This window comes from Alteriqipengyuania flavescens (assembly GCF_030406725.1).
GTDB lineage: Bacteria > Pseudomonadota > Alphaproteobacteria > Sphingomonadales > Sphingomonadaceae > Alteriqipengyuania_B > Alteriqipengyuania_B flavescens.
In genome coordinates this window covers 818335-837623 of record NZ_CP129107.1, presented here as the reverse complement: position 1 = coordinate 837623, position 19289 = coordinate 818335, and the positions used below count along the sequence as shown (strand labels likewise).

Annotated in this window: 18 protein-coding genes; 13 read left to right on the top strand and 5 right to left on the bottom strand. The window is 65.1% G+C overall.

Annotation, left to right across the window (positions count from 1 at the left end; translation table 11 throughout):
* The first annotated feature begins 25 nt into the window (after positions 1-25).
* Together pheS and pheT are read left to right on the top strand one after the other, a co-directional pair.
* Entirely contained in the window at positions 26-1129 is a 1104-nt protein-coding gene (gene pheS, locus QQW98_RS04410; protein WP_290136333.1) for a phenylalanine--tRNA ligase subunit alpha, read from the top strand.
* A complete protein-coding gene (gene pheT / locus QQW98_RS04405) occupies positions 1126-3522 on the top strand; it encodes a phenylalanine--tRNA ligase subunit beta (RefSeq protein WP_290136332.1) in 2397 nt (798 codons plus the stop codon). Before pheS ends, pheT begins: the two co-directional genes overlap by 4 nt.
* A 3-nt stretch (positions 3523-3525) precedes the next feature.
* On the opposite strand, the gene QQW98_RS04400 is transcribed toward pheT, so the two are convergent.
* Positions 3526-4095, bottom strand: a complete 570-nt coding sequence (locus QQW98_RS04400; protein WP_290136331.1) for a hypothetical protein — start codon at positions 4093-4095, stop codon at positions 3526-3528.
* 110 nt (positions 4096-4205) lie between these two features.
* Between QQW98_RS04400 and QQW98_RS04395 the strand changes: the two genes are divergently transcribed.
* The 4 genes from QQW98_RS04395 to QQW98_RS04380 all read left to right on the top strand — a co-directional run bounded on the left by QQW98_RS04395 (position 4206) and on the right by QQW98_RS04380 (position 8337).
* The gene (locus tag QQW98_RS04395) at positions 4206-5729 is read left to right on the top strand and encodes a peptide chain release factor 3 (RefSeq protein ID WP_290136330.1); all 1524 of its coding nucleotides are present in this window, start codon (positions 4206-4208) and stop codon (positions 5727-5729) included.
* A 21-nt stretch (positions 5730-5750) separates the two neighbouring features.
* Positions 5751-6464: an endonuclease/exonuclease/phosphatase family protein gene (locus QQW98_RS04390; RefSeq protein ID WP_290136329.1), complete on the top strand. Its 714-nt coding sequence runs from the start codon at positions 5751-5753 to the stop codon at positions 6462-6464.
* A gap of 167 nt (positions 6465-6631) precedes the next feature.
* Positions 6632-6970 (top strand): P-II family nitrogen regulator, encoded by a 339-nt coding sequence (locus QQW98_RS04385; RefSeq protein ID WP_290136328.1) that lies wholly within the window; start codon positions 6632-6634, stop codon positions 6968-6970.
* An 11-nt stretch (positions 6971-6981) separates the two neighbouring features.
* Positions 6982-8337 (top strand): ammonium transporter, encoded by a 1356-nt coding sequence (locus QQW98_RS04380; protein ID WP_290136327.1) that lies wholly within the window; start codon positions 6982-6984, stop codon positions 8335-8337.
* 121 nt (positions 8338-8458) lie between these two features.
* Here the strand turns inward: QQW98_RS04380 and QQW98_RS04375 are convergent, their stop codons facing one another.
* The 4 genes from QQW98_RS04375 to QQW98_RS04360 are packed head-to-tail and all read right to left on the bottom strand — an operon-like array spanning position 8459 to position 12227.
* The gene (locus QQW98_RS04375; protein WP_290136326.1) at positions 8459-10042 is read right to left on the bottom strand and encodes a GMC family oxidoreductase; all 1584 of its coding nucleotides are present in this window, start codon (positions 10040-10042) and stop codon (positions 8459-8461) included.
* A 54-nt stretch (positions 10043-10096) separates the two neighbouring features.
* Positions 10097-11017, bottom strand: a complete 921-nt coding sequence (locus QQW98_RS04370; protein ID WP_290136325.1) for a sterol desaturase family protein — start codon at positions 11015-11017, stop codon at positions 10097-10099.
* A 4-nt stretch (positions 11018-11021) separates the two neighbouring features.
* Positions 11022-11420 carry a hypothetical protein gene (locus QQW98_RS04365; protein WP_290136324.1) on the bottom strand — a complete coding sequence of 133 codons (399 nt, stop codon included), beginning with the start codon at positions 11418-11420 and terminating at the stop codon, positions 11022-11024.
* A 6-nt stretch (positions 11421-11426) separates the two neighbouring features.
* Complete coding sequence (locus QQW98_RS04360) at positions 11427-12227, bottom strand: TerC family protein (protein ID WP_290136323.1); 801 nt, start codon at positions 12225-12227, stop codon at positions 11427-11429.
* Positions 12228-12463: 236 nt separating this feature from the next.
* On the opposite strand from QQW98_RS04360, the gene QQW98_RS04355 reads away from it, so the two are divergent.
* From QQW98_RS04355 to QQW98_RS04325, 7 genes are all read left to right on the top strand, one after another.
* The gene (locus QQW98_RS04355; RefSeq protein WP_290136322.1) at positions 12464-13219 is read left to right on the top strand and encodes a cold-shock protein; all 756 of its coding nucleotides are present in this window, start codon (positions 12464-12466) and stop codon (positions 13217-13219) included.
* 125 nt (positions 13220-13344) lie between these two features.
* Positions 13345-14535 (top strand): aspartate aminotransferase family protein, encoded by a 1191-nt coding sequence (locus tag QQW98_RS04350; RefSeq protein WP_290136321.1) that lies wholly within the window; start codon positions 13345-13347, stop codon positions 14533-14535.
* Positions 14536-14543: 8 nt separating this feature from the next.
* Positions 14544-15473: an ornithine carbamoyltransferase gene (gene argF / locus QQW98_RS04345; protein ID WP_290136320.1), complete on the top strand. Its 930-nt coding sequence runs from the start codon at positions 14544-14546 to the stop codon at positions 15471-15473.
* Positions 15474-15527: 54 nt separating this feature from the next.
* A complete protein-coding gene (hslO, locus tag QQW98_RS04340) occupies positions 15528-16430 on the top strand; it encodes an Hsp33 family molecular chaperone HslO (protein WP_290136319.1) in 903 nt (300 codons plus the stop codon).
* 66 nt (positions 16431-16496) lie between these two features.
* Positions 16497-16892 carry a hypothetical protein gene (locus tag QQW98_RS04335; RefSeq protein WP_290136318.1) on the top strand — a complete coding sequence of 132 codons (396 nt, stop codon included), beginning with the start codon at positions 16497-16499 and terminating at the stop codon, positions 16890-16892.
* A gap of 51 nt (positions 16893-16943) precedes the next feature.
* Complete coding sequence (gene queC / locus QQW98_RS04330) at positions 16944-17669, top strand: 7-cyano-7-deazaguanine synthase QueC (protein ID WP_290136317.1); 726 nt, start codon at positions 16944-16946, stop codon at positions 17667-17669.
* Positions 17670-17677: 8 nt separating this feature from the next.
* Complete coding sequence (locus tag QQW98_RS04325; protein ID WP_290136316.1) at positions 17678-19288, top strand: MFS transporter; 1611 nt, start codon at positions 17678-17680, stop codon at positions 19286-19288.
* Position 19289 lies beyond the last annotated feature (1 nt).

Genomic DNA, 19289 nt, shown 5'->3' with positions numbered 1-19289 from the left:
ACCCCCGAAGACCAGATAGGGCACCATGGCAGACGATACCGACACACGGCTTTCCGACACGCTGGGCGCGATCGCCGCATCCGAAACCGGCGATGCGCTGGAGGCGATCCGCATCGAGGCGCTCGGCAAGAAGGGCTGGGTCAGCGCCCTGCTGAAGACATTGGGCGGGATGACGCCGGAGCAGCGGCAAAGCGAAGGCCCGAAGATCCAGGGCACGCGCACACAGGTCGCCGATGCCATTGCGGCGCGCAAGGCCGCGCTCGACGATGCCGCTCTCGACGCGCGCCTTGCCAGCGAGACGCTGGACCTCACCCTGCCTGCACCCCACGCGGCGAAGGGCAGCGTCCACCCCGTCAGCCAGGTGATGGACGAGCTGGCGGAAATCTTCGCCGACATGGGCTTTTCCGTCGCGACCGGGCCGGAGATCGAGGACGACTGGCACAATTTCACTGCGCTCAACATGGCGGAAACGCACCCCGCGCGCGCAATGCACGACACGTTCTACTTCCCAGACCGTGATGCCGACGGGAACCGGATGCTCTTGAGGACGCATACCTCGCCGGTGCAGATCCGCGCGATGAAGGCACAGGGCGCGCCGATCCGCATCATCGCGCCCGGCCGCGTCTATCGCAGCGACAGCGACGCCACGCACACGCCCATGTTCCACCAGGTCGAAGGGCTGGTGATCGATCGCGACATCCACTTGGGCCACCTGAGGTGGACGCTGGAGACCTTTCTCAAGGCCTTTTTCGAGCGCGACGACATCGTGCTGCGCCTTCGCCCCAGCTATTTCCCCTTCACCGAGCCTTCAGTGGAAGTGGATGTCGGCTGGCAGGATGTCGGCGGCAAAAGGGTACTCGGCGGTGACGGCGATGCGCCGGGCCACGGCTGGATGGAGCTGCTCGGCAGCGGCATGGTCAACCGCCGGGTCATCGAAATGGCCGGGCTGGACCCGGCCGAATGGCAAGGCTTCGCTTGGGGCCTTGGCGTCGACCGGCTGGCGATGCTGAAATACGGCATGGACGATCTGCGCGCCTTCTTCGACGGCGATGGGCGCTGGCTCAACCATTACGGGTTCAGCGCCTTCGACCAGCCGACCCTTTCCGGCGGCGTAGGAGCGGCATCATGAAGTTCTCGCTCGAATGGCTGAAGCATTTCCTCGACACCGAGGCGGGAGTGACAGAGATCGCCGCTGCGCTGAACGCCATCGGCCACGAGGTCGAAGGGATCGACGATCCGGCAGACAAACTTGCCGGTTTCCGTGTGGCCGAAGTGCTGACCGCTGGTCCGCACCCGGATGCCGACAAGCTACAGGTCCTTTCTGTGGATACGGGCGAAGGCGATCCGCTGCAGGTCGTCTGCGGCGCGCCTAATGCCCGTGCCGGGATGAAGGGCGTGCTGGGCCTGCCCGGTGCGGTGGTGCCGGCCAATGGCATGGAACTGCGCAAGTCGAAGATCCGCGGCGTCGAATCGAACGGCATGATGTGCTCGGTGCGCGAACTGGAACTCGGCGACGAGCATGACGGTATCATCGAACTGCCTGCCGATGCGCCCGTCGGCACGAGCTTCGCGGATTATCACGCGGCAAGCCCGGTGTTGGATGTCGCCATTACCCCCAACCGGCCCGATTGCATGGGCGTGATGGGGATTGCCCGCGATCTCGCGGCGGCGGGTCTCGGCACTTACAAGGCTGTCGAAGTACCATCGATAGCGGGCGAGGGCGCTTGCCCGGTCGAAATTCGCATCGACGATCCGCAAGGCTGCCCGGCCTTTTATGGCCGTGTCATCCGCGGCGTCGACAACACCGGCTCCAGCCCGGAATGGATGCAGCGCCGCCTGCTTGCGGCCGGCCAGCGCGTGATCTCGCCGCTGGTCGATGCGACCAATTACCTGATGCTCGCCTTCGGCCGCCCGGCCCATGTCTACGACCTTGCGAAACTGTCGGGCGCTGTCGTCGCGCGCCGCGCGCACGATGGTGAGACGGTCGAGGCGCTCAACGAGAAGACCTACACGCTCGATGACACCATGACCGTGATCGCCGATGACAATGGCGTGCACGACATCGCCGGTATCATGGGCGGGGAACATTCGGGCGCGACCGAAGGCACCACAGACCTGCTGCTCGAGATCGCCTATTTCGATCCCGAAGCCATTGGCGTGACGGGCCGCAAGCTCGGCCTTGCCAGCGATGCCCGCACGCGGTTCGAGCGTGGTGTCGATCCGGCTTTCCTCGACGATGGCCTTGCGCTGCTGACCGACCTGATCGTGAAGACCTGCGGCGGCCAGCCGACCGAGGTGGTGCGCGCCGGTTCGCCACCGGCCGAGCGGATGACGGTGGCCTATGATCCGCAGCTGGCCCGGACGCTGGGAGGTGTCGAGATTGCCGAAGGCGAACAGCGCCGCATCCTCGCCGCGCTCGATTTCGACGTGGCGCCCGACTGGAGCGTCAGCGTGCCCTTGCGCCGTCACGATGTCGAAGGCGCCGCCGACCTGGTCGAGGAAGTCGTGCGCATCCACGGGCTCGACAAGGTCGAGAGCACGCCCTTGCCGCGCGTCGAAGGGGTTGCCAAACCCACCGCCACGCGCGAGCAACTTCGCGCCCGCAAGATGCGCCGCGCGGCTGCCGCGGCGGGCCTGCACGAGGCGATCACCTGGTCGTTCCTGCCCGAAGCGGAGGCCGCGCATTTCGCGCAAGGCGACGCGCCGCTGTGGGCGCTGGAGAACCCGATTAGCGAAGACCTCAAGGTCATGCGGCCCTCGCTCATCCCGGGCCTGCTGGGCGCTGCCAAGCGCAACCGCGACCGCGGGGCTGCCGGTGTGCGCGTGTTCGAACTCGGCCGCCGCTATTTCCGGGGCGCTGACGGTACGAGCGACGAGCGCGAGACGCTGGCCGTCCTGCTTGCGGGCGAGAAGACGCCGCGCGGCTGGGACAGCGGCAAGGCCGCGCCCTTCGATGCCTACGATGCCAAGGGCATGGCCGAGCGATTGCTCGAAGTCGCCGGTGCGCCGGTCGACCGCCTGCAAGTGATGGGCGAGGCGGGCGCGCAGTTCCATCCGGGCCAGTCCGGCACGCTCCGCCTCGGCCCGAAAGCCGTGCTCGCCCGGTTTGGCGCGCTGCACCCGCGCACGCTGGAAGCGTTCGACATCGACGGGCCGGTCGTGGTTGCCGAGCTGTTTCTCGATGCGATCCCTGCGCCGAAGAAAGCGCCCGGCTTCGCCCGCGCGCCTTATGCTCCGCCCGCGCTGCAGCCGGTGAAGCGCGATTTCGCCTTCTTGGTGCCGGACGATCTCGCTGCCGGCGAGCTGGAGCGCGCGGTGAAGGGCGCAGACAAGCAGGCCATCGTCGCCGCGCGCGTGTTCGACGTGTTCGCAGGGCAGGGCGTCCCCGAAGGCAGGAAAAGCGTCGCCATCGAAGCCACGCTCCAGCCGGGCGAGAAAAGCTTCACCGATGCCGAGCTGAAGGCGGTTTCCGACAAGGTCGTGGCCGCGGCGGCGAAGCTTGGTGCGGAACTGCGCGGCTAGACGTCACTCGCCCCAGTCGTCGGAGACCTCGTCCGCCATACCGCTGCCGCGATTGCTGCTGCGGCTAGTGCGAAAATCGACCCCGCTTTCGGCGCTACCGCGCTGAACGTCGCACACGCTGTCGTCCGGCGAGCGCGGCACCGCTTGCGCGTTGTAGGGACGCTGCTGGACCTTGGAAGCGACGAGTTCTTCCACGGCGGGGCGGAGCGGCTGGCGCAAGGCCGGATAGGGTACGAACTTGTCGCCATCGTGGATTTCGCCGCCCTGCGGGTGGCTCGGAATATCGATTTTCACTTCGGACGCGCCGTTTTCGGTCGGCACCAGCTCGACGCCGAACCGCGCCAGTTGTCCGCCATCGCCCAGGACCTGCCAGCTAACGGACTTGCCCAGCACCGCCTGCTGCTGGAACATGATCGGAATGCTGCATTTGCGCGCCCGCTTGAACTCCTCCAGGTCGCCGGCGACAAGGCGCTGGAATACCTCCTCGGCCGGCAGGTCGTAGGTGTTCGGCGGCAATTCGCTGCCGCAGCCGGCAAGCGCAAGCAGCGCCAGTGTGGCGAGTGATTTCCTCATTCCGACCCCCATCGAATACGGTTGGCGGATAGCAGCGATTTCTAGCCATTCGGTTGTCCGTCGGTGCTGCGTCGTGGACGCGCGGCGGCGGTGCGGCTAAGCGGCCAGCCATGTCCTCCGAACGCAGAACCTTCGCGATCATTTCGCACCCCGACGCCGGCAAGACCACGCTGACCGAGAAGCTGCTGCTGACCGGCGGCGCGATTCATCTCGCGGGCGAGGTCAAGGCGCGCGGGGCGGCCCGGCGCGCGCGCTCGGACTGGATGAAGATCGAACAGCAGCGCGGTATCTCCGTGACCTCCTCGGTCATGACGTTCGAGCGTGACGGCATCACGTTCAACCTGCTCGACACACCGGGGCACGAGGATTTCTCCGAAGACACCTACCGCACCCTGACGGCTGTCGATTCTGCCATCATGGTAATCGACGCGGCCAAGGGGATCGAGCCGCAGACGCGCAAACTGTTCGAAGTCTGCCGTCTGCGCAGCGTGCCGATCATCACCTTCGTCAACAAGGTCGACCGCGAAGGGCGGCCGGTTTTCGAATTGCTCGACGAGATCGCCGACATGCTGGCGCTCGACGTCAGCCCGCAGGCCTTTCCTATCGGCATGGGCGGCCAGTTCGAAGGCGTGCTGGATTTCGAAAGCGGAGCGGTCGCGCGGCCGGAAGGGCCGTCGAAAGAATTCCTCGGCACGGTCGACAGCGATCCGTCGATACCGGAGAATTTCGCGGAAGAGGCCGAGCTGGCGCAGGTCGGTTATCCCGAATTCGACCTGGAGGCTTATCGCGCCGGCGACCTGACGCCTGTCTATTTCGGCTCTGCGCTGAAGAATTTCGGCGTGACCGAACTGATCGAGGCGATCGCGAAATTCGCGCCCCCGCCGCGTCCCCAGCCGGCGGGCGAGGCGCAGGTCGATCCGGGTCGGGACGAGGTGACGGGCTTCATTTTCAAGGTCCAGGCCAACATGGACCCCAACCACCGCGACCGCATCGCGTTCATGCGGCAGGTGTCGGGCACGTTCAAACGCGGTATGAAGCTGACGCCGAGCGGGCTGGGCAAGCCGATCGCGGTACATTCGCCGATCCTGTTCTTCGCGCAGGACCGCGAGATTGCCGACACGGCGCATCCCGGAGACATCATCGGCATCCCCAACCACGGCACGCTCCGTGTGGGCGACACGCTGAGCGAGAAGAACGAGATTCGCTTCACCGGCCTGCCCAACTTCGCGCCGGAAATCCTGCGCCGTGTACAGCTGGTCGATCCGACCAAGACCAAGCAGCTTCGCAAGGCGCTGGACGACCTGTCCGAAGAAGGGGTGATCCAGGTCTTCTATCCGGAAATCGGCGGGCAGTGGATTGTCGGCGTGGTCGGCCAGCTGCAGCTCGAGGTGCTGATCAGCCGGCTGTCGGCCGAATACAAGGTGGAAGCGAAGCTCGAAGCCTCTCCCTTTGCCACCGCGCGCTGGCTGAAAGGCGATCAGGCTGCGATGGATGAATTCGAGAAGTTCAATCGCGCCAACCTGGCCAAGGACCGCGACGGCGACCTCGTCTTCATGGCGAAGTCGCCCTGGGACGTCGGCTACCAGGAAGAGAAAAATCCCAAGCTGACTTTCTCCGCGACGAAAGAACGCTAGGTTCACGGCCGAAGGGTACGCATGGAACTGACCGTCGCCAGCTACAATATCCGCAAGGCCGTGGGGCGGGACCGCCGCCGCGACCCGGCGCGCATCCTGGCGGTCATCGACGAGATCGACGCCGACATCGTCGCCTTGCAGGAAGCCGACATGCGCTTCGGCAATCGCGCATCGGTGCTGCCGAAAGACATGCTGAAACGCCACGGCTGGCACGCCGCCGCGGTGGCGGAGCGGCCCCATTCGCTCGGCTGGCACGGCAATGCGCTGCTGCTGCGCGAAGGGATAGAGGTCACGGGCACCTGCCGCGTCGACTTGCCGACGATCGAACCGCGCGGGGCGGTGCGGGCCGACCTGTCGGTGGGCGGGCGCCGGGTCCGCATGGTCGGCATGCACCTGTGCCTCACGGGCCTGAGGCGACGCGAACAGCTGCGCACGGTGATCGAACACTGTGCCGACGAAGCCGAATGTCCGACCGTGCTGATGGGCGATTTCAACGAATGGCTGCCCAACAAGGGCGCGCTGAGGGCGTTCGGCGGGCAGGACTGGACCGTGCTGTCGCCGGGTCGGTCCTTCCCCGCGCATCGCCCGCTCGGCACGCTCGACCGGATCGTGGTGAGCGACCATTGGCGGGTCTCCCACACCGATGTGCACGGCAGCGACCTCGCCGCGGTAAGCAGCGACCATTTGCCCGTCTATGCGCACCTGCGGCTGCCGAAAGCCGGTGCCGAAAATTAAGGCAGCTGCATAAAAATGTGACTCGGCCGGGCTCTCGCTGATTGCAAATTGCGCCGCCTGCGCCCCGTATTGCCTTTTCTTACATTCTGGCACGGCTCTTGCTGCAAGTGCGAAGGGCGCGTCTTGCGCGGGTCCGGGTTTCCATATCGCAACAGGGGGGCGCTCACGTGAAATACATCGTCGCCATCATCAAGCCGTTCAAGCTCGACGAGGTGCGCGAAGCCCTCGGCGAGATCGGGGTCGCTGGGATGACCGTGTCCGAAGTAAAGGGTTTCGGCCGCCAGAAGGGCCAGACCGAAATCTACCGCGGCGCGGAATACGCCACCAACATGCTGCCCAAGGTCAAGCTGGAGATCGCCGCGAGCGATGCGCTGGCGCCGCAAGTGGTCGAGAAAATCCAGGAAGTTGCCAGCACCGACAGTATCGGCGACGGCAAGATCTTCGTCCTCGACCTTTCGTCCACCACCCGCATCCGCACCGGCGAAACCGGCGACGCGGCACTTTGAGGAGGACCGACGTGCTCAAGAAAGTCACGGGTTTCTGCGCTGCCGCCGGCAGCATCGTTTCCGCCTCTGCCGCATGGGCGCAGGATGCTGCAACCGAAGCAGGTACGCCGATCGCGGGCGCTACGACCGAGGCGGCGACTGCCGTCGCCAACCCCGGCAACAACGGCTGGATGATGACCTCCACCATCCTCGTCCTGCTCATGATCCTGCCTGGCCTCGCCCTGTTCTACGGCGGCCTGACGCGATCGAAGAACATGCTCAGCACCATGACCCAGATCGGCGCCACCGCCGCGCTCGCGATGCTGGTGTGGGTAATGTGGGGGTATTCCACCGCCTTCGGCCCTGAAGGCAACAGCTTCTTCAGCTGGGGCAACCTGTTCCTGACCGGGACGACTGCCGACAGCACGGCGGCCACCTTCAGCGACGAAGTCATCAGCGAATATGTCTTCATCAGCTTCCAGATGACCTTTGCGGCCATCACCGCCGCCCTGATCCTGGGCGCGACGGCGGAGCGGATGAAGTTCACTGCGGTGATGGTGTTCGTGCCGATCTGGCTGACCATCGTCTATTTCCCCATCGCCCACATGGTGTGGTGGGATGGCGGCCTGCTGTTCGATGCCGGTGCGCTCGATTTTGCCGGCGGGACCGTGGTCCACATCAACGCGGGTGTGTCGGGCCTCGTGCTCGCCTATCTCCTCGGCAAGCGCCGCGGCTATCCGGCCGAGCCCATGCCGCCGCACAGCCTGACGATGACGATGATCGGCACCGGCCTGCTGTGGGTTGGCTGGTTCGGCTTCAACGCCGGCTCCGAACTGGAAGCTGACGGTGTCGCCGGCCTCGCCATGATCAACACCTTCGTCGCCACGGCGGCAGGGGCGCTGACCTGGATGGTGATCGAGCGGCTGGCCGGGCACAAGGGCAGCGCGCTGGGCTTCTGTTCGGGCGTGATCGCCGGCCTCGTCGCCGTGACCCCGGCTGCCGGCAACAGCGGTCCGTTCGGTGCGATCCTGCTCGGCATCGCGTCTTCGATCGTGTGCTACTTCTTCGTCGCCAAGGTGAAGCAGAAGTTCGGCTACGACGACAGCCTCGATGCCTTCGGCATTCACGGCGTGGGCGGCATCGTCGGAGCGCTGGGTACTGGCATCGTCTACCAGCCGTTCATCGGCGGCCCCGGAGACGGATCGACCGCAACGCTCGCGCAGCTCTTCATCCAGGCCGAAGGCGTGGTCGTGACTATCGCGTGGGCCACGATCGGAACGCTGGTCGCCGGCTTCATCGCCAAGCTCGTCACCGGGCTGCGGGTCGATGAAGAGACCGAAGTCAACGGCCTCGACATCTCCGAACACGGGGAGCGCGCCTACAACTGACCTTTACCAGATTGGCGGGGCCGGGAACTCTCTCTCCTCACCGGCCTCGCCAACCGATGTTCCTCCTGCGGAATATCCTTGGGATCGGAGTGCAAGCTCCGGTCCCTTTTTTTAGCGAACTTCAACCGAGCGCGTCCTTCACGAAGTCGGCGCAGCGTTCGCCGATCATGATGCTGGGCGCGTTGGTGTTGCCGCTGACGAGGCGGGGCATGATGCTGGCATCGGCAATCCACAGCCCGTCGACTCCGCGCGCCTTGAGCCGGGGATCGACGACCGAAGCCTCGTCGGCGCCCATGCGGCAGGTGCCGACCGGGTGGTAGACCGTGTCGGCGCGGCTCCGGATGAGATCGTCGAGCTGCCCGTCGTCGTCGAGGTCGATGGGATAGCGGTCCTTCGGCGCATAGTCCGACAGCGGCGGGGCGGACGCGATCCGGTGCGACAGGCGCACGCCTGCGCGCAGCGTCGCGATGTCGCGCTCGTCGTCGAGGAAATTGGGGTCGATCCGGGGCGCGTCGGCGGCGTTGCGACTTCCCAGCCGCACCGTGCCGCGGCTTTCCGGGCGCAGCACGCAGGCGTGGAGCGAGAAACCGTGGCCTTTCACCTTTTCACGCCCGTGATCCTCCAGCATCGCTGGCACGAAATGCCACTGGACGTCGGGAGCGGGCGCATCGGGCATCACGGTCCAGAAGCCGCCGCTTTCGGCATAGGGGGTGGTCATGATCCCGGTGCGCTGGCGGCGGTGCTCGATCATCGCCTTCACCATGCGGATGCTGCCGGCGATGCTGTCGCCGATAGGCTCCTTCGACTCGGTCTCCCAGCTGGAGACGTAGTCGATATGGTCCTGCAGGTCGCTACCAACGGCGGCACGGTCGTCGACCACGTCGATGCCGTGTTCGTGCAGGTGCGCGCCCGGCCCGATGCCCGACAGCATGAGGATTTGCGGCGAATTGAAGGCGCCTGCGCTCAGGATCACGCCGCCGCGCGCCGTGACCGTGCGCTCCTTCTTGCCGACGGAGTAGGTCACGCCGGTGACGCGGCCGTCCGCGATCTCCAGCCGCTGGACCGTCACGCCGATGCGCACGTCGAGATTCTTCCGATTCCGTAGCGGCTCGATATAGGCGCGGCTGGCCGACCATCGCTCGCCGTCTTTCTGGGTCACCTGGTACATGCCGAAACCGGCCTGTTTCTCGCCGTTGAAGTCAGTGTTGCGCGGCAGCTGGAGCGAGGCTGCACTTTCGACGAAAGCCTTGCTGGCGGGGTTCGCGTATTTCTGGTCGCTCACCCACAGCGGCCCGTCGCCGCCATGGTATTCGCTCTGCCCGCGCACGTTGCATTCGGCTTTCTTGAAATAGGGCAAGACATCGTCATAGGCCCAGCCGTCGCAGCCGAGCTCGGCCCACTGGTCGTAATCGAAACGGTTGCCGCGGATATAGAGCATCGCGTTGATCGCGCTCGACCCGCCGAGGCCGCGCCCGCGCGGCTGGTAGCCGATGCGGCCCTTCAGCCCCCTCTGCGGGACCGTGTCGTAGCGATAGTTGGAGCTGTCGCGCAGGAAGGGCATGAAGCCCGGCGTCTTGATCAGGAAATTGTCGTTCCGGCCGCCGGCCTCCAGCAGGCAAACGCTCTTGCCCGCTGCTGCCAACCGCCCGGCCGCCGCACTGCCCGCACTGCCGCCGCCGACGACGATGACGTCGAATTCATCCATGCTCGCTCTCCTCGGCCACAAGGATTAAGCGAGCGATTAAAGGGGCGCAACGATTTAAGCTTGCGGGGAATTTCCGGGTCCGGAGCCTTCGCCCCTCCGTTCCAGCCAGCGCGCGCGGATCGTGTCGCTGGTCTGGCGGCTGCCGTCATGGCTCCAGCCGGGTTCGCGCAGCAGGTAGGATAGCTTGTGCCGCCACGGCGCGCGCCACATGTCCTGCGCGATGCCGACCCATTCGTGGAAGACGGACCACAGGAGGTTGAACGTGCCGAGCTGCCTGACGATGCCGTAGCGGATCGGCTCGTCCGCATCGTCCACCTCGGGCTGGAATGTGCCGAACATCCGGTCCCACACGATGAAGACCCCTGCATAATTGCGGTCGAGATAGCGCGGATTGGTGGCGTGGTGGACGCGGTGGTGGCTGGGTGTGTTCATCACCGCTTCGAACCAGCGCGGCATCCGACCTATCGATTCGGTGTGGATCCAGAACTGGTAGATCAGGTTGAAGCCGCCGCAGATCGCGATCATCACCGGGTGGAAGCCGAGCAGCACCAGCGGCAGCTTGAATGCAAAACCCAGCGTCAGGAACCCGGTCCAGCTTTGACGCAGGGCGGTGGACAGATTGTAATGCTGGCTCGAATGGCGGTTCACGTGGCTCGCCCAGAACCAGCGGATCCGGTGGCCGGCCCGGTGAATCCAGTAATAGGCAAGGTCGTCCAGCACGAAGCACAGCGCCCAGGCCCACCACGCCCAGCCGATATCGAACAGCCGGTATTCCCACAGCGCAAGGTAGAGGAGGAGGAAGAGGCCGCCGAACAGCAACCCCGAAACGGTGCTGCCGAGTCCGAAGACGAGGCTGGTCAGCGTGTCGCGCGGTTCGTAGGCCTCGGGCCGCCGCAGCCGGGCCCAGACCATTTCGGCCAGCACGAGCAGGACGAAGCCGGGCACGGCGTATTCGGTGGGTGAGAAATCGGGCACGGCGTTAGTTTAGAGCGCGAAGCCGCGCGAACCAAGCCTCCGCCTCTTGGTCGTCGAGAGCGAGCCCGACCGAACGGTGCAGCCGCTCGCCGCTGTGCACGGATAGCCCTTCGTCCGTCCGCTCGACCCGGGCAGCCGGGCCGAGCACGCGGCCGACAAACTTGTTGCCGTGCGGCATCAGCAGCATCACCGCCGCGCCGTCGGTCAGCAAAGCCGCGCGGCCTTCGCGATCCACGATCACGTCCCTCGGGGCGAAATGCAGGTCGACCTCGCTCGCCAGCACCATCGCATGCTCGGGACCGTCGATTTGCCCGACCCCGCCGAGCTTCAGCCAGCCCGCCAGGAGGAAAAGGGCCAGGATAGCCGCCAGCGAGCCGCCGAACTGAAGCAACAGGTCTGTCACGGAACGCTAGCCTGCCTCTTGCGCCAATCTGCGTCGCCGGTTCCGCTGGACAATGTTCAGGATTTCGACGCCGACGGAAAAGCCCATCGCAGCGTAGATATATCCCTTCGGCACATGGAACCCGAATCCGTCCGCGACCAAAACCAGGCCGATCATCACGAGGAACGCCAGCGCCAGCATGACCAGCGTCGGGTTCTTCTCGATGAACCTAGCGAGGGGATCGGCGGCGATCATCATGATACCGACGGTAATGACCACCGCAGTGACCATGATCGGGATTTCGTCGGTCATGCCTACTGCGGTCAGGATCGAATCGACGGAAAAGACGAGGTCGATCGCCACGATCTGCGCGATCACGGCGCCGAAGGTGGCAGTCACGGCCGTCTTGCCGGGTGTCTTGTCGAGCAGGTCGCCGGTGTTGTCTTCCGGCTCCATGGAATGGTGGATTTCCTTCGTGGCCTTCCACAGCAGGAACAGGCCGCCTGCCAACAGGATAAGGTCGCGGCCGGAAAAAGCCGTTTCGAAGGACGGCTCGCCATATTCGTTGGCAGCGCCGACCAGGCCGAGATCGAACAGCGGTTGCTGAAGTGTCACCAGCCAGCCGATCAGCATGAGCATCCCGATGCGCAGGACCAGCGCCAGAGCCAGGCCGATGCGGCGTGCACGCTGTTGCTGGTGCTCCGGCAACTTGTTCGACAGGATCGCGATGAAGATGAGATTGTCGACCCCCAGAATGACCTCGAGGACGATCAGGGTGAACAGCGCGGCCCAGGCGGCCGGATCGCTCAGAAGGCTCATGATTTCCATGCCCGCCCCATGGCGTGGGTGCGACTTCCCCACAACAGGTTTCGCCCTCTCCGCATGCGACTTTGGGCTTTTCAGCCAATTTTATTCGCGTGTGGCAACTTCTTGGGTTATGCACAGGCTCACAGCGTGCGTTGTATCGGGCCGGCTGGCCTGTCGTGCGTGACGATCCGGGGGGTTACCGTCTGCTTTCCGGACCGGCGAATCAAGCGGGCGGCGATTTGGGTGTTTGAAGTATTATGGGTTTTGACAGGGGCCGGCGCGGCCGCGGACGCGACAAGCGGGACAATATCGGCGAAGACAATTTCGATCCGTTCGGCGGGCCGTCCGATTTCGGTGGCGGCGACCGTTTTGGCGGTGGTGGTGACCGCTTCGGTGGCGGTGGCGGCGACCGTTTCGGTGGCGGCGACCGTTTCGGCGGCGGCGGCGGCGGCGGCTATCGCGGTGGCGGCGGAGGCGGTGGCTTCCGTGGCGGTGGCGGCGGTGGCGGCCAGCGCGGTGGCATGCCCGCACAGGTCGTCGGCACCGGTTCCGGCAAGGTGAAGTTCTTCAACGCCCAGAAGGGCTTCGGCTTCATCCAGCAGGATGCCGGCGGCGAGGACGTATTCGTCCACATCAGCGCAGTGGAACGCGCAGGCCTCGAAGGGCTCGCCGAAGGTCAGGAACTGCAGTTCAACCTCGTGGACCGCGGCGGCAAGGTGTCGGCAGCGGACCTGCAGGTTGTCGGCGAAGTCATCGCCGTGCAGAACAACGCTGCCCCGCGGCGCGAGCTGACCGGCGAGAAAGCCAGCGGCACCGTGAAGTTCTTCAACTCGATGAAGGGCTTCGGCTTCATCACCCGCGACGATGGCCAGCCGGATGCCTTCGTGCACATCAGCGCGGTGGAACGCTCGGGTCTCAGCGAGATCAACGAGGGCGACCGCTTCGAATTCGACCTCGAAGTCGACCGACGCGGCAAGTATTCGGCGGTCAATCTCGTCCCTGCGCAGGGCTGACCGTCTGCCGTTCCGGGCCGGAATTCCGGTCCAGGACTGCTGCAAGACAGCGCGAATGGCGGCCCGCATGGGGTCGCCATTTTGCGTTTGAAACAGAATTCGAAATGCAAGGATTAGCCCAAGACATGTCCATCACGCCCCTCATGCCCGTCTACCCGCGTTGCGACGTGCGCCCCGTACGGGGAGAGCACTGCCACCTGATCGACGAGGACGGCACACGCTATCTCGATTTCGCCAGCGGGATCGCGGTCAACCTGCTCGGCCACAGTCACGAGGGGCTGATCGGTGCCATCCAGCGCCAGGCCGCCGAACTCATGCATGTCTCGAACCTCTACGGCAGCCCGCAGGGAGAAGCGCTGGCCCAGCGGCTGGTCGACCTGACCTTTGCCGACACGGTGTTCTTCACGAACTCCGGTGCCGAAGCGGTGGAAACTGCGATCAAGACAGTGCGCGCCTATCACCAGCACGACGATGGCGATGCGAACCGGACGGAAATCATCACCTTCGCCAACGCATTCCACGGCCGCACCATGGCCACCATCAGCGCGTCCAACCAGGAAAAGATGCACAAGGGCTTCCAGCCGCTCCTCGGCGGGTTCCGCTATGTCGAATTCGACGATCTTGAGGCCGCGAAGGCAGCGGTCGGGCCGAAGACGGCCGGCTTCCTGGTCGAGCCGATCCAGGGCGAGGGCGGCATCCGCCCGGCCAGCATGGAATTCATGCAGGGCCTGCGTGCCCTGGCGGACGAGCATGACCTGATGCTGGCTCTCGACGAGGTGCAATGCGGCGTCGCGCGCACCGGGACGCTGTATGCCTACGAACAATACGGCATCACGCCCGACGTGGTCGCTACCGCCAAGGGCATTGGCGGCGGTTTCCCGTTCGGCGCCTGCATGGCGACCGAAAAAGCCGCGCGCGGAATGGGTTTCGGCACCCACGGTTCGACCTACGGCGGCAACCCGCTGGCGATGGCCGCGGGCATGGCCGTGCTCGATGCCGTGGCGAATGACGAATTTCTCGCCGAAGTCCGCGCCAAGGGGGAAAAGATCCGCAGCCGGCTCGAACAGTTCATCGGCAACTATCCCGACCTGTTCGACCATGTGCGCGGCATGGGCTTGATGCTGGGCCTGCGCATGAAGGTGGAGAGCCGCCCTTTCATGGTGCATCTGCGCGACAATCATGACCTGCTGACCGTGGCTGCCGGCGACCAGACGTTGCGTATCCTGCCGCCGCTGGTGATCGGCGATGCGGAAATCGACGAATTCTTCGAAAAGCTTTCGGCCGGGGCGGCGGATTTCGTCGTTCCCGCCGGCTAGGGGGTGCCATGACGGCGCGCAGCTTCCTCGACCTTGGCGATGCGGGCGGCGACGGGCTCGCCGCGATCCTCCGCGACGCGCAGGAGCGCAAGGCTGCGCGCGTCATCTTCCCGCGTGGCAGGCCGGACAAGGACGCGCCGCTCGCGGGCCATGTTCTGGGCATGATTTTCGAGAAGAGCTCGACCCGGACACGCGTCAGTTTCGATGTCGCGATGCGGCAGCTTGGCGGCAGCGCGCTGATCCTCGATGCGGGGACGAGCCAGCTCGGGCGCGGGGAGAGTATCGCCGATACGGCGAGGGTACTCAGCCGGATGGTCGATGCGATCATGATCCGGACGGACGATCACGCGAAAGCGGAGGAACTCGCTCGCCATGCCGACGTGCCGGTAATCAACGGCCTGACCGATCGGTCCCACCCGTGCCAGATCGTCGCCGACCTGATGACGCTGATCGAGCAGGGAAAGGCACTGCCGGGGCTTGAGCTCGCCTGGTTCGGGGATGGCAACAACGTGCTGCATTCGATCCTGGAGGCGGCAGGGATCTTCAAGTTCAATGTGCGCGTGGCGACCCCGGCCGGTTACGAGCCGGATGAGGAGTTCGTCGCCATGGCGCGCGCCAATGGCGCCGCGGTCACGCTGACACAGGATGCCGCCGCCGCTGCCCGCGGCGCGGACGTGCTGGTGACCGATACGTGGATTTCGATGGGGCAGGTACACGCCGATTCGAAGCTGGCAGCGATGGAGCCTTTCCGGGTCGATGCCGCGCTGATGGCCGAGGCGAAGGACGACGCGATCTTCCTCCACTGCCTGCCAGCCCATGTCGGCGACGAGGTGAGCGAAGGGGTGTTCGAGAGCGAAGCGTCGGTCGTGTTCGACGAAGCGGAAAACCGTCTGCACGCTCAGAAATCGATCCTGCGCTGGTGTTTCGCGCAAATCTGAACCGCTTTCCGGCCGGGACTTAAAAACGCGCGACGCCGCGCCCATATGCGCGGCATGAACGAACAATCCCCTTCGGCCGAACTGTTTATCGATCACACTCTGTCCTTCAGCCTGCCGGCGCGCAACGCACGTGGCCGTGCGGTGCGTATCGGGCCGGTGCTGGAACGCATCCTTTCGGCGCATAATTATCCGCCGCCCATCCGCCACCTGCTGGGCGAAGCGGTGACCGTGACGGCGCTCGTCGGCAGCCTGCTCAAGGACGAGGGCAGCCAGCTCACCCTGCAGGCGCAGGCGAAGTCGGGACCGGTGTCGCTGCTCGTTTGCGATTACCGTGATGGGGAGCTGCGCGGCTATGTCGACTACGACCCTGCCGCTGTCGCCGATCTGGGGGTCGACCGGTCGTTGGAGCGTTTATTCGGGGAAGGGTACCTCGCCGTGACGTTCGATCTTGCCGTCGCAGAGGAACGGTACCAGGGCATCGTGCCGCTGGAAGGCTCGTCGATTGCCGAGGCGTGCGAAACCTATTTCGACCAATCGGAACAAGTGCCCACCATGCTGCGGATCACCGTCGATTGCGACGGCGACAATTGCATGGCTGCGGGACTCCTGCTGCAGCATCTTGCCGAAGGGGAAGACGGCCGCGATCGCATTGCCACTCGCGAAGAGCACCGCGAGTGGGAGCATGTCTCGATCATGGGCGGCAGCGTGACGGGTGAGGAATTGCTCGACAGCAACCTGTCGCTGGAATCGGTGATCTGGCGGCTTTTTCACGAGGAGGAGCAAGTCCTGGTAGAGCAGGGACCGCTGCTGCATCGCGGCTGCCGCTGCACGGTCGAGCACTTCGAGTCCGTGATTGCGCGCTTCCCGAAAGACGAACAGGCAGAGATGCGTGACGAGGAGGGAACGATAACCGTCGATTGCGCCTTCTGTTCACGCAAGTTCGCGCTTGAAGCTTAAGGCGGAATTGAGGCGCAGACCGGCCAGTTGGTCGCGATTATTCGGCCTCGAGGAAAGGAGGCGATTATGTCCAGACTGACGGCGCTTGCCGCATTCGGCGCCTTGTCTTTCGCCGCGATGCCGGCGTCCGCGCAGGCGCCGGAACTGGCCATGCTGCGCTCGCTGGAAAAGGGCAGCTACGTCCTCAGGTTCCGCGATGGCGAACCGCCACAGCGCGTCTGCCTGCGAACCGGTAGCGAGTTGCTGCAAATCGGCCACCCGGGCCTCACGTGCAGCTATTTCACGGTCAAGGACGGCGCGAAGGAGGTGGATGTGAATTACACCTGCCAGGGACGCGGATACGGCCGCAATCTCGTGCGCAAGGAGACGGACGGCCTCGTCCAGATCGATACCCAGGGGATCCGTGGCGGCATGCCTTTCGCATGGGACGTGGAGGCGCGTCGGACCGGCAGCTGCCGTTGATCTGCCTACCGACGCTTGTCAGGCGCGCGCACCGGGTCTAGCCCAAGTGGCATGAGCAGCGGCCATTCCGAAACCACCGAAAGGCGCGGCGTGCTGCTGCTGTCCGGCGGGCTCGATTCCATGGTCGTCGCCGGGCTGATGCGCGAACGGGGCTATGCGATCCACGCCCTCTCGATCGACTACCACCAGCGCCACCGGCGCGAATTGGACGCGGCGCGGGAAGTCGCTTCAGCCATAGGCGTTGCACGCCATGTCGTCCTGCCGCTCGACCTGTCCAGGTTTGGCGGTTCTGCACTGACTGACGACATCGCGGTGCCTAAGGACGGAGTGGGCGAGGACATTCCCGTCACCTACGTGCCCGCCCGCAATCTGGTTTTCCTTTCGCTGACAATCGCTTTTGCCGAGGCAGCGGGCGCGCGCGACGTTTTCATCGGGGTCAACGCGCTAGATTATTCGGGTTATCCCGACTGCCGTCCGGAATTCATCGAAAGCTTCGCCCGGACCGCGCATCTTGCCACCAGGCAGGGCGTCGAAGGGGAAGGCTTCACCGTTCACGCCCCGCTCCAGTATATGGGCAAGGCCGACATCGCGGCGGAGGCGGCACGGCTTGGCCTGAATGCAGGCATGAGCTGGTCGTGTTACGATCCGCGTGACGACGGGCGCCCCTGCGGCGCCTGCGACAGCTGCCGGCTTCGCCGCGCCGGCTTTGCCAAGGCGGGGCTTGTCGACCCGCTGCCCTATCCGGCCGATGCGCCGCCAATCGGAGAGAACGCCTGATGTCAGCAATGCCCGGACAGGACAGCGAGCACACGCCTGCGACGTCTCCAGCCAATAACAAGGTGCCGACCTACAGCTGGTACGCTCTCAGCGTGCTAGTTCTGGTCTACGTGCTGAATTTCATCGATCGGCAGATCCTGTCCATCCTTGCAAACGACATCAAAGCGGATCTCGGGGTTGCCGACGATTACCTCGGTTTTCTCTACGGCACAGCCTTCGCCGTCTTCTACGCCCTTTTCGGAATTCCGCTGGGTAAGCTTGCCGATAGCTGGAAGCGTGTCCGACTGTTGAGCGTCGGCCTGTTCCTGTGGTCGACGATGACTGCACTGTCGGGCTTCGCAAAGAATGCCACCACGCTGACCATCGCACGGGTCGGTGTCGGCGTCGGGGAAGCGACGGCAAGCCCGTCGGCCTATTCGCTGATCGCCGACTGGTTCCCTGCCCGCCTGAGGGCCACAGCTCTCGCGATCTATTCCAGCGGCCTGTACATCGGCGGCGGTATTTCGCTGCTGATCGGCGGCTTGGTCGTCGAGAACTGGAACGAGGCTTATCCGGGCGGCGGGCCTCTCGGCCTGGCCGGTTGGCAGGCTGCATTTTTGTCTGTCGGCATCCCGGGGCTGCTTCTCGCTCTCTGGGTGGTTTCGCTGAAGGAACCTGTCCGCGGCGCGATCGACGGTCTTCCGACTCCCGAGAACCCCAAGCCCTTCAAGGGTTTCTTCGAAGAATTGCTCGCGGTCATTCCGCCGTTCACGATCTTCGGCGCGGCAAGGCAGGGCGCGGGCGCCCTTTTGCTCAACCTTGCAGGGCTCGCCGGCTTTGCGATCCTCGCCGTCGTTCTGTCCAAGCTGACCGCCGGCGCGACATCGTCGATCGTCCCGGGAATCAGCGACCAGTGGCTGTTCCTCGGTGTCGGCTATTACGCCGTCTTCAGCTGGGCCACTGCCTTGCGCGCCCGGGATTATCCGACCTTCAGCCTTACCTGGGGATCGCCCGCCTTCCTCACCGTGGTCCTCGGCTACGGCACGGTGGCGTTCATGGCCTACTCGGCATCGTACTGGGGTGCCCCCTTCGCCGAGCGCAACCTAGGCGCTGCCAAGACCGAACTGGGCTGGTTCCTCGGCGCGCCTTCCGCTGTCGCCGGTTTTCTCGGCGTGATCCTGGGCGGGCGGATGGCGGACTCCTTGCTCGAACGGTTTGCCAACGGGCGGGTGATGGTCATCATGTTCGGATTGGTGACGTCGCTGCCGCCGATCGTTATCGCATACACGACTACCGATCTGACGACCTTCTACATCGCCAGCTTCGTGGCGCAGATGACGTCCGCATCCGCGCTCGGCGCCGCCGCTGCAAGCAGCCAGGCGCTGGTCCTTCCGCGGATGCGCGGGATGGCGACGGCGATCTTCTTCCTTTCGACCACGCTAGTAGGCCTGGGCATCGGCCCGTTCATGGCCGGCTATGTCTCGGCCGTAACCCCGGGCGGCCTTAGCACCGGGATGCTTTCCACGTTGGTGGTGGCCCCACTCGGCTTCGTTCTGCTGCTGGCAGCACTGAAGCTCGTACCGGCGGCCGGTAACAGTGTCATCGAGCGGGCCCGAGCGGCCGGCGAGGAGATCGACTGAG

Bases quoted from the DNA above. Each gene is read 5' to 3' on its own strand.
- QQW98_RS04350 (WP_290136321.1), top strand. From the start codon at position 13,345: ATGTCCATCACGCCCCTCATGCCCGTCTACCCGCGTTGCGACGTGCGC.
- QQW98_RS04325 (WP_290136316.1), top strand. From the start codon at position 17,678: ATGCCCGGACAGGACAGCGAGCACACGCCTGCGACGTCTCCAGCCAAT.
- argF (WP_290136320.1), top strand. From the start codon at position 14,544: ATGACGGCGCGCAGCTTCCTCGACCTTGGCGATGCGGGCGGCGACGGG.
- QQW98_RS04335 (WP_290136318.1), top strand. From the start codon at position 16,497: ATGTCCAGACTGACGGCGCTTGCCGCATTCGGCGCCTTGTCTTTCGCC.
- QQW98_RS04375 (WP_290136326.1), bottom strand. From the start codon at position 10,042: ATGGATGAATTCGACGTCATCGTCGTCGGCGGCGGCAGTGCGGGCAGT.
- QQW98_RS04390 (WP_290136329.1), top strand. From the start codon at position 5,751: ATGGAACTGACCGTCGCCAGCTACAATATCCGCAAGGCCGTGGGGCGG.
- pheS (WP_290136333.1), top strand. From the start codon at position 26: ATGGCAGACGATACCGACACACGGCTTTCCGACACGCTGGGCGCGATC.
- QQW98_RS04395 (WP_290136330.1), top strand. From the start codon at position 4,206: ATGTCCTCCGAACGCAGAACCTTCGCGATCATTTCGCACCCCGACGCC.
- QQW98_RS04360 (WP_290136323.1), bottom strand. From the start codon at position 12,227: ATGGAAATCATGAGCCTTCTGAGCGATCCGGCCGCCTGGGCCGCGCTG.
- pheT (WP_290136332.1), top strand. From the start codon at position 1,126: ATGAAGTTCTCGCTCGAATGGCTGAAGCATTTCCTCGACACCGAGGCG.
- hslO (WP_290136319.1), top strand. From the start codon at position 15,528: ATGAACGAACAATCCCCTTCGGCCGAACTGTTTATCGATCACACTCTG.
- QQW98_RS04355 (WP_290136322.1), top strand. From the start codon at position 12,464: ATGGGTTTTGACAGGGGCCGGCGCGGCCGCGGACGCGACAAGCGGGAC.
- QQW98_RS04400 (WP_290136331.1), bottom strand. From the start codon at position 4,095: ATGAGGAAATCACTCGCCACACTGGCGCTGCTTGCGCTTGCCGGCTGC.
- queC (WP_290136317.1), top strand. From the start codon at position 16,944: ATGAGCAGCGGCCATTCCGAAACCACCGAAAGGCGCGGCGTGCTGCTG.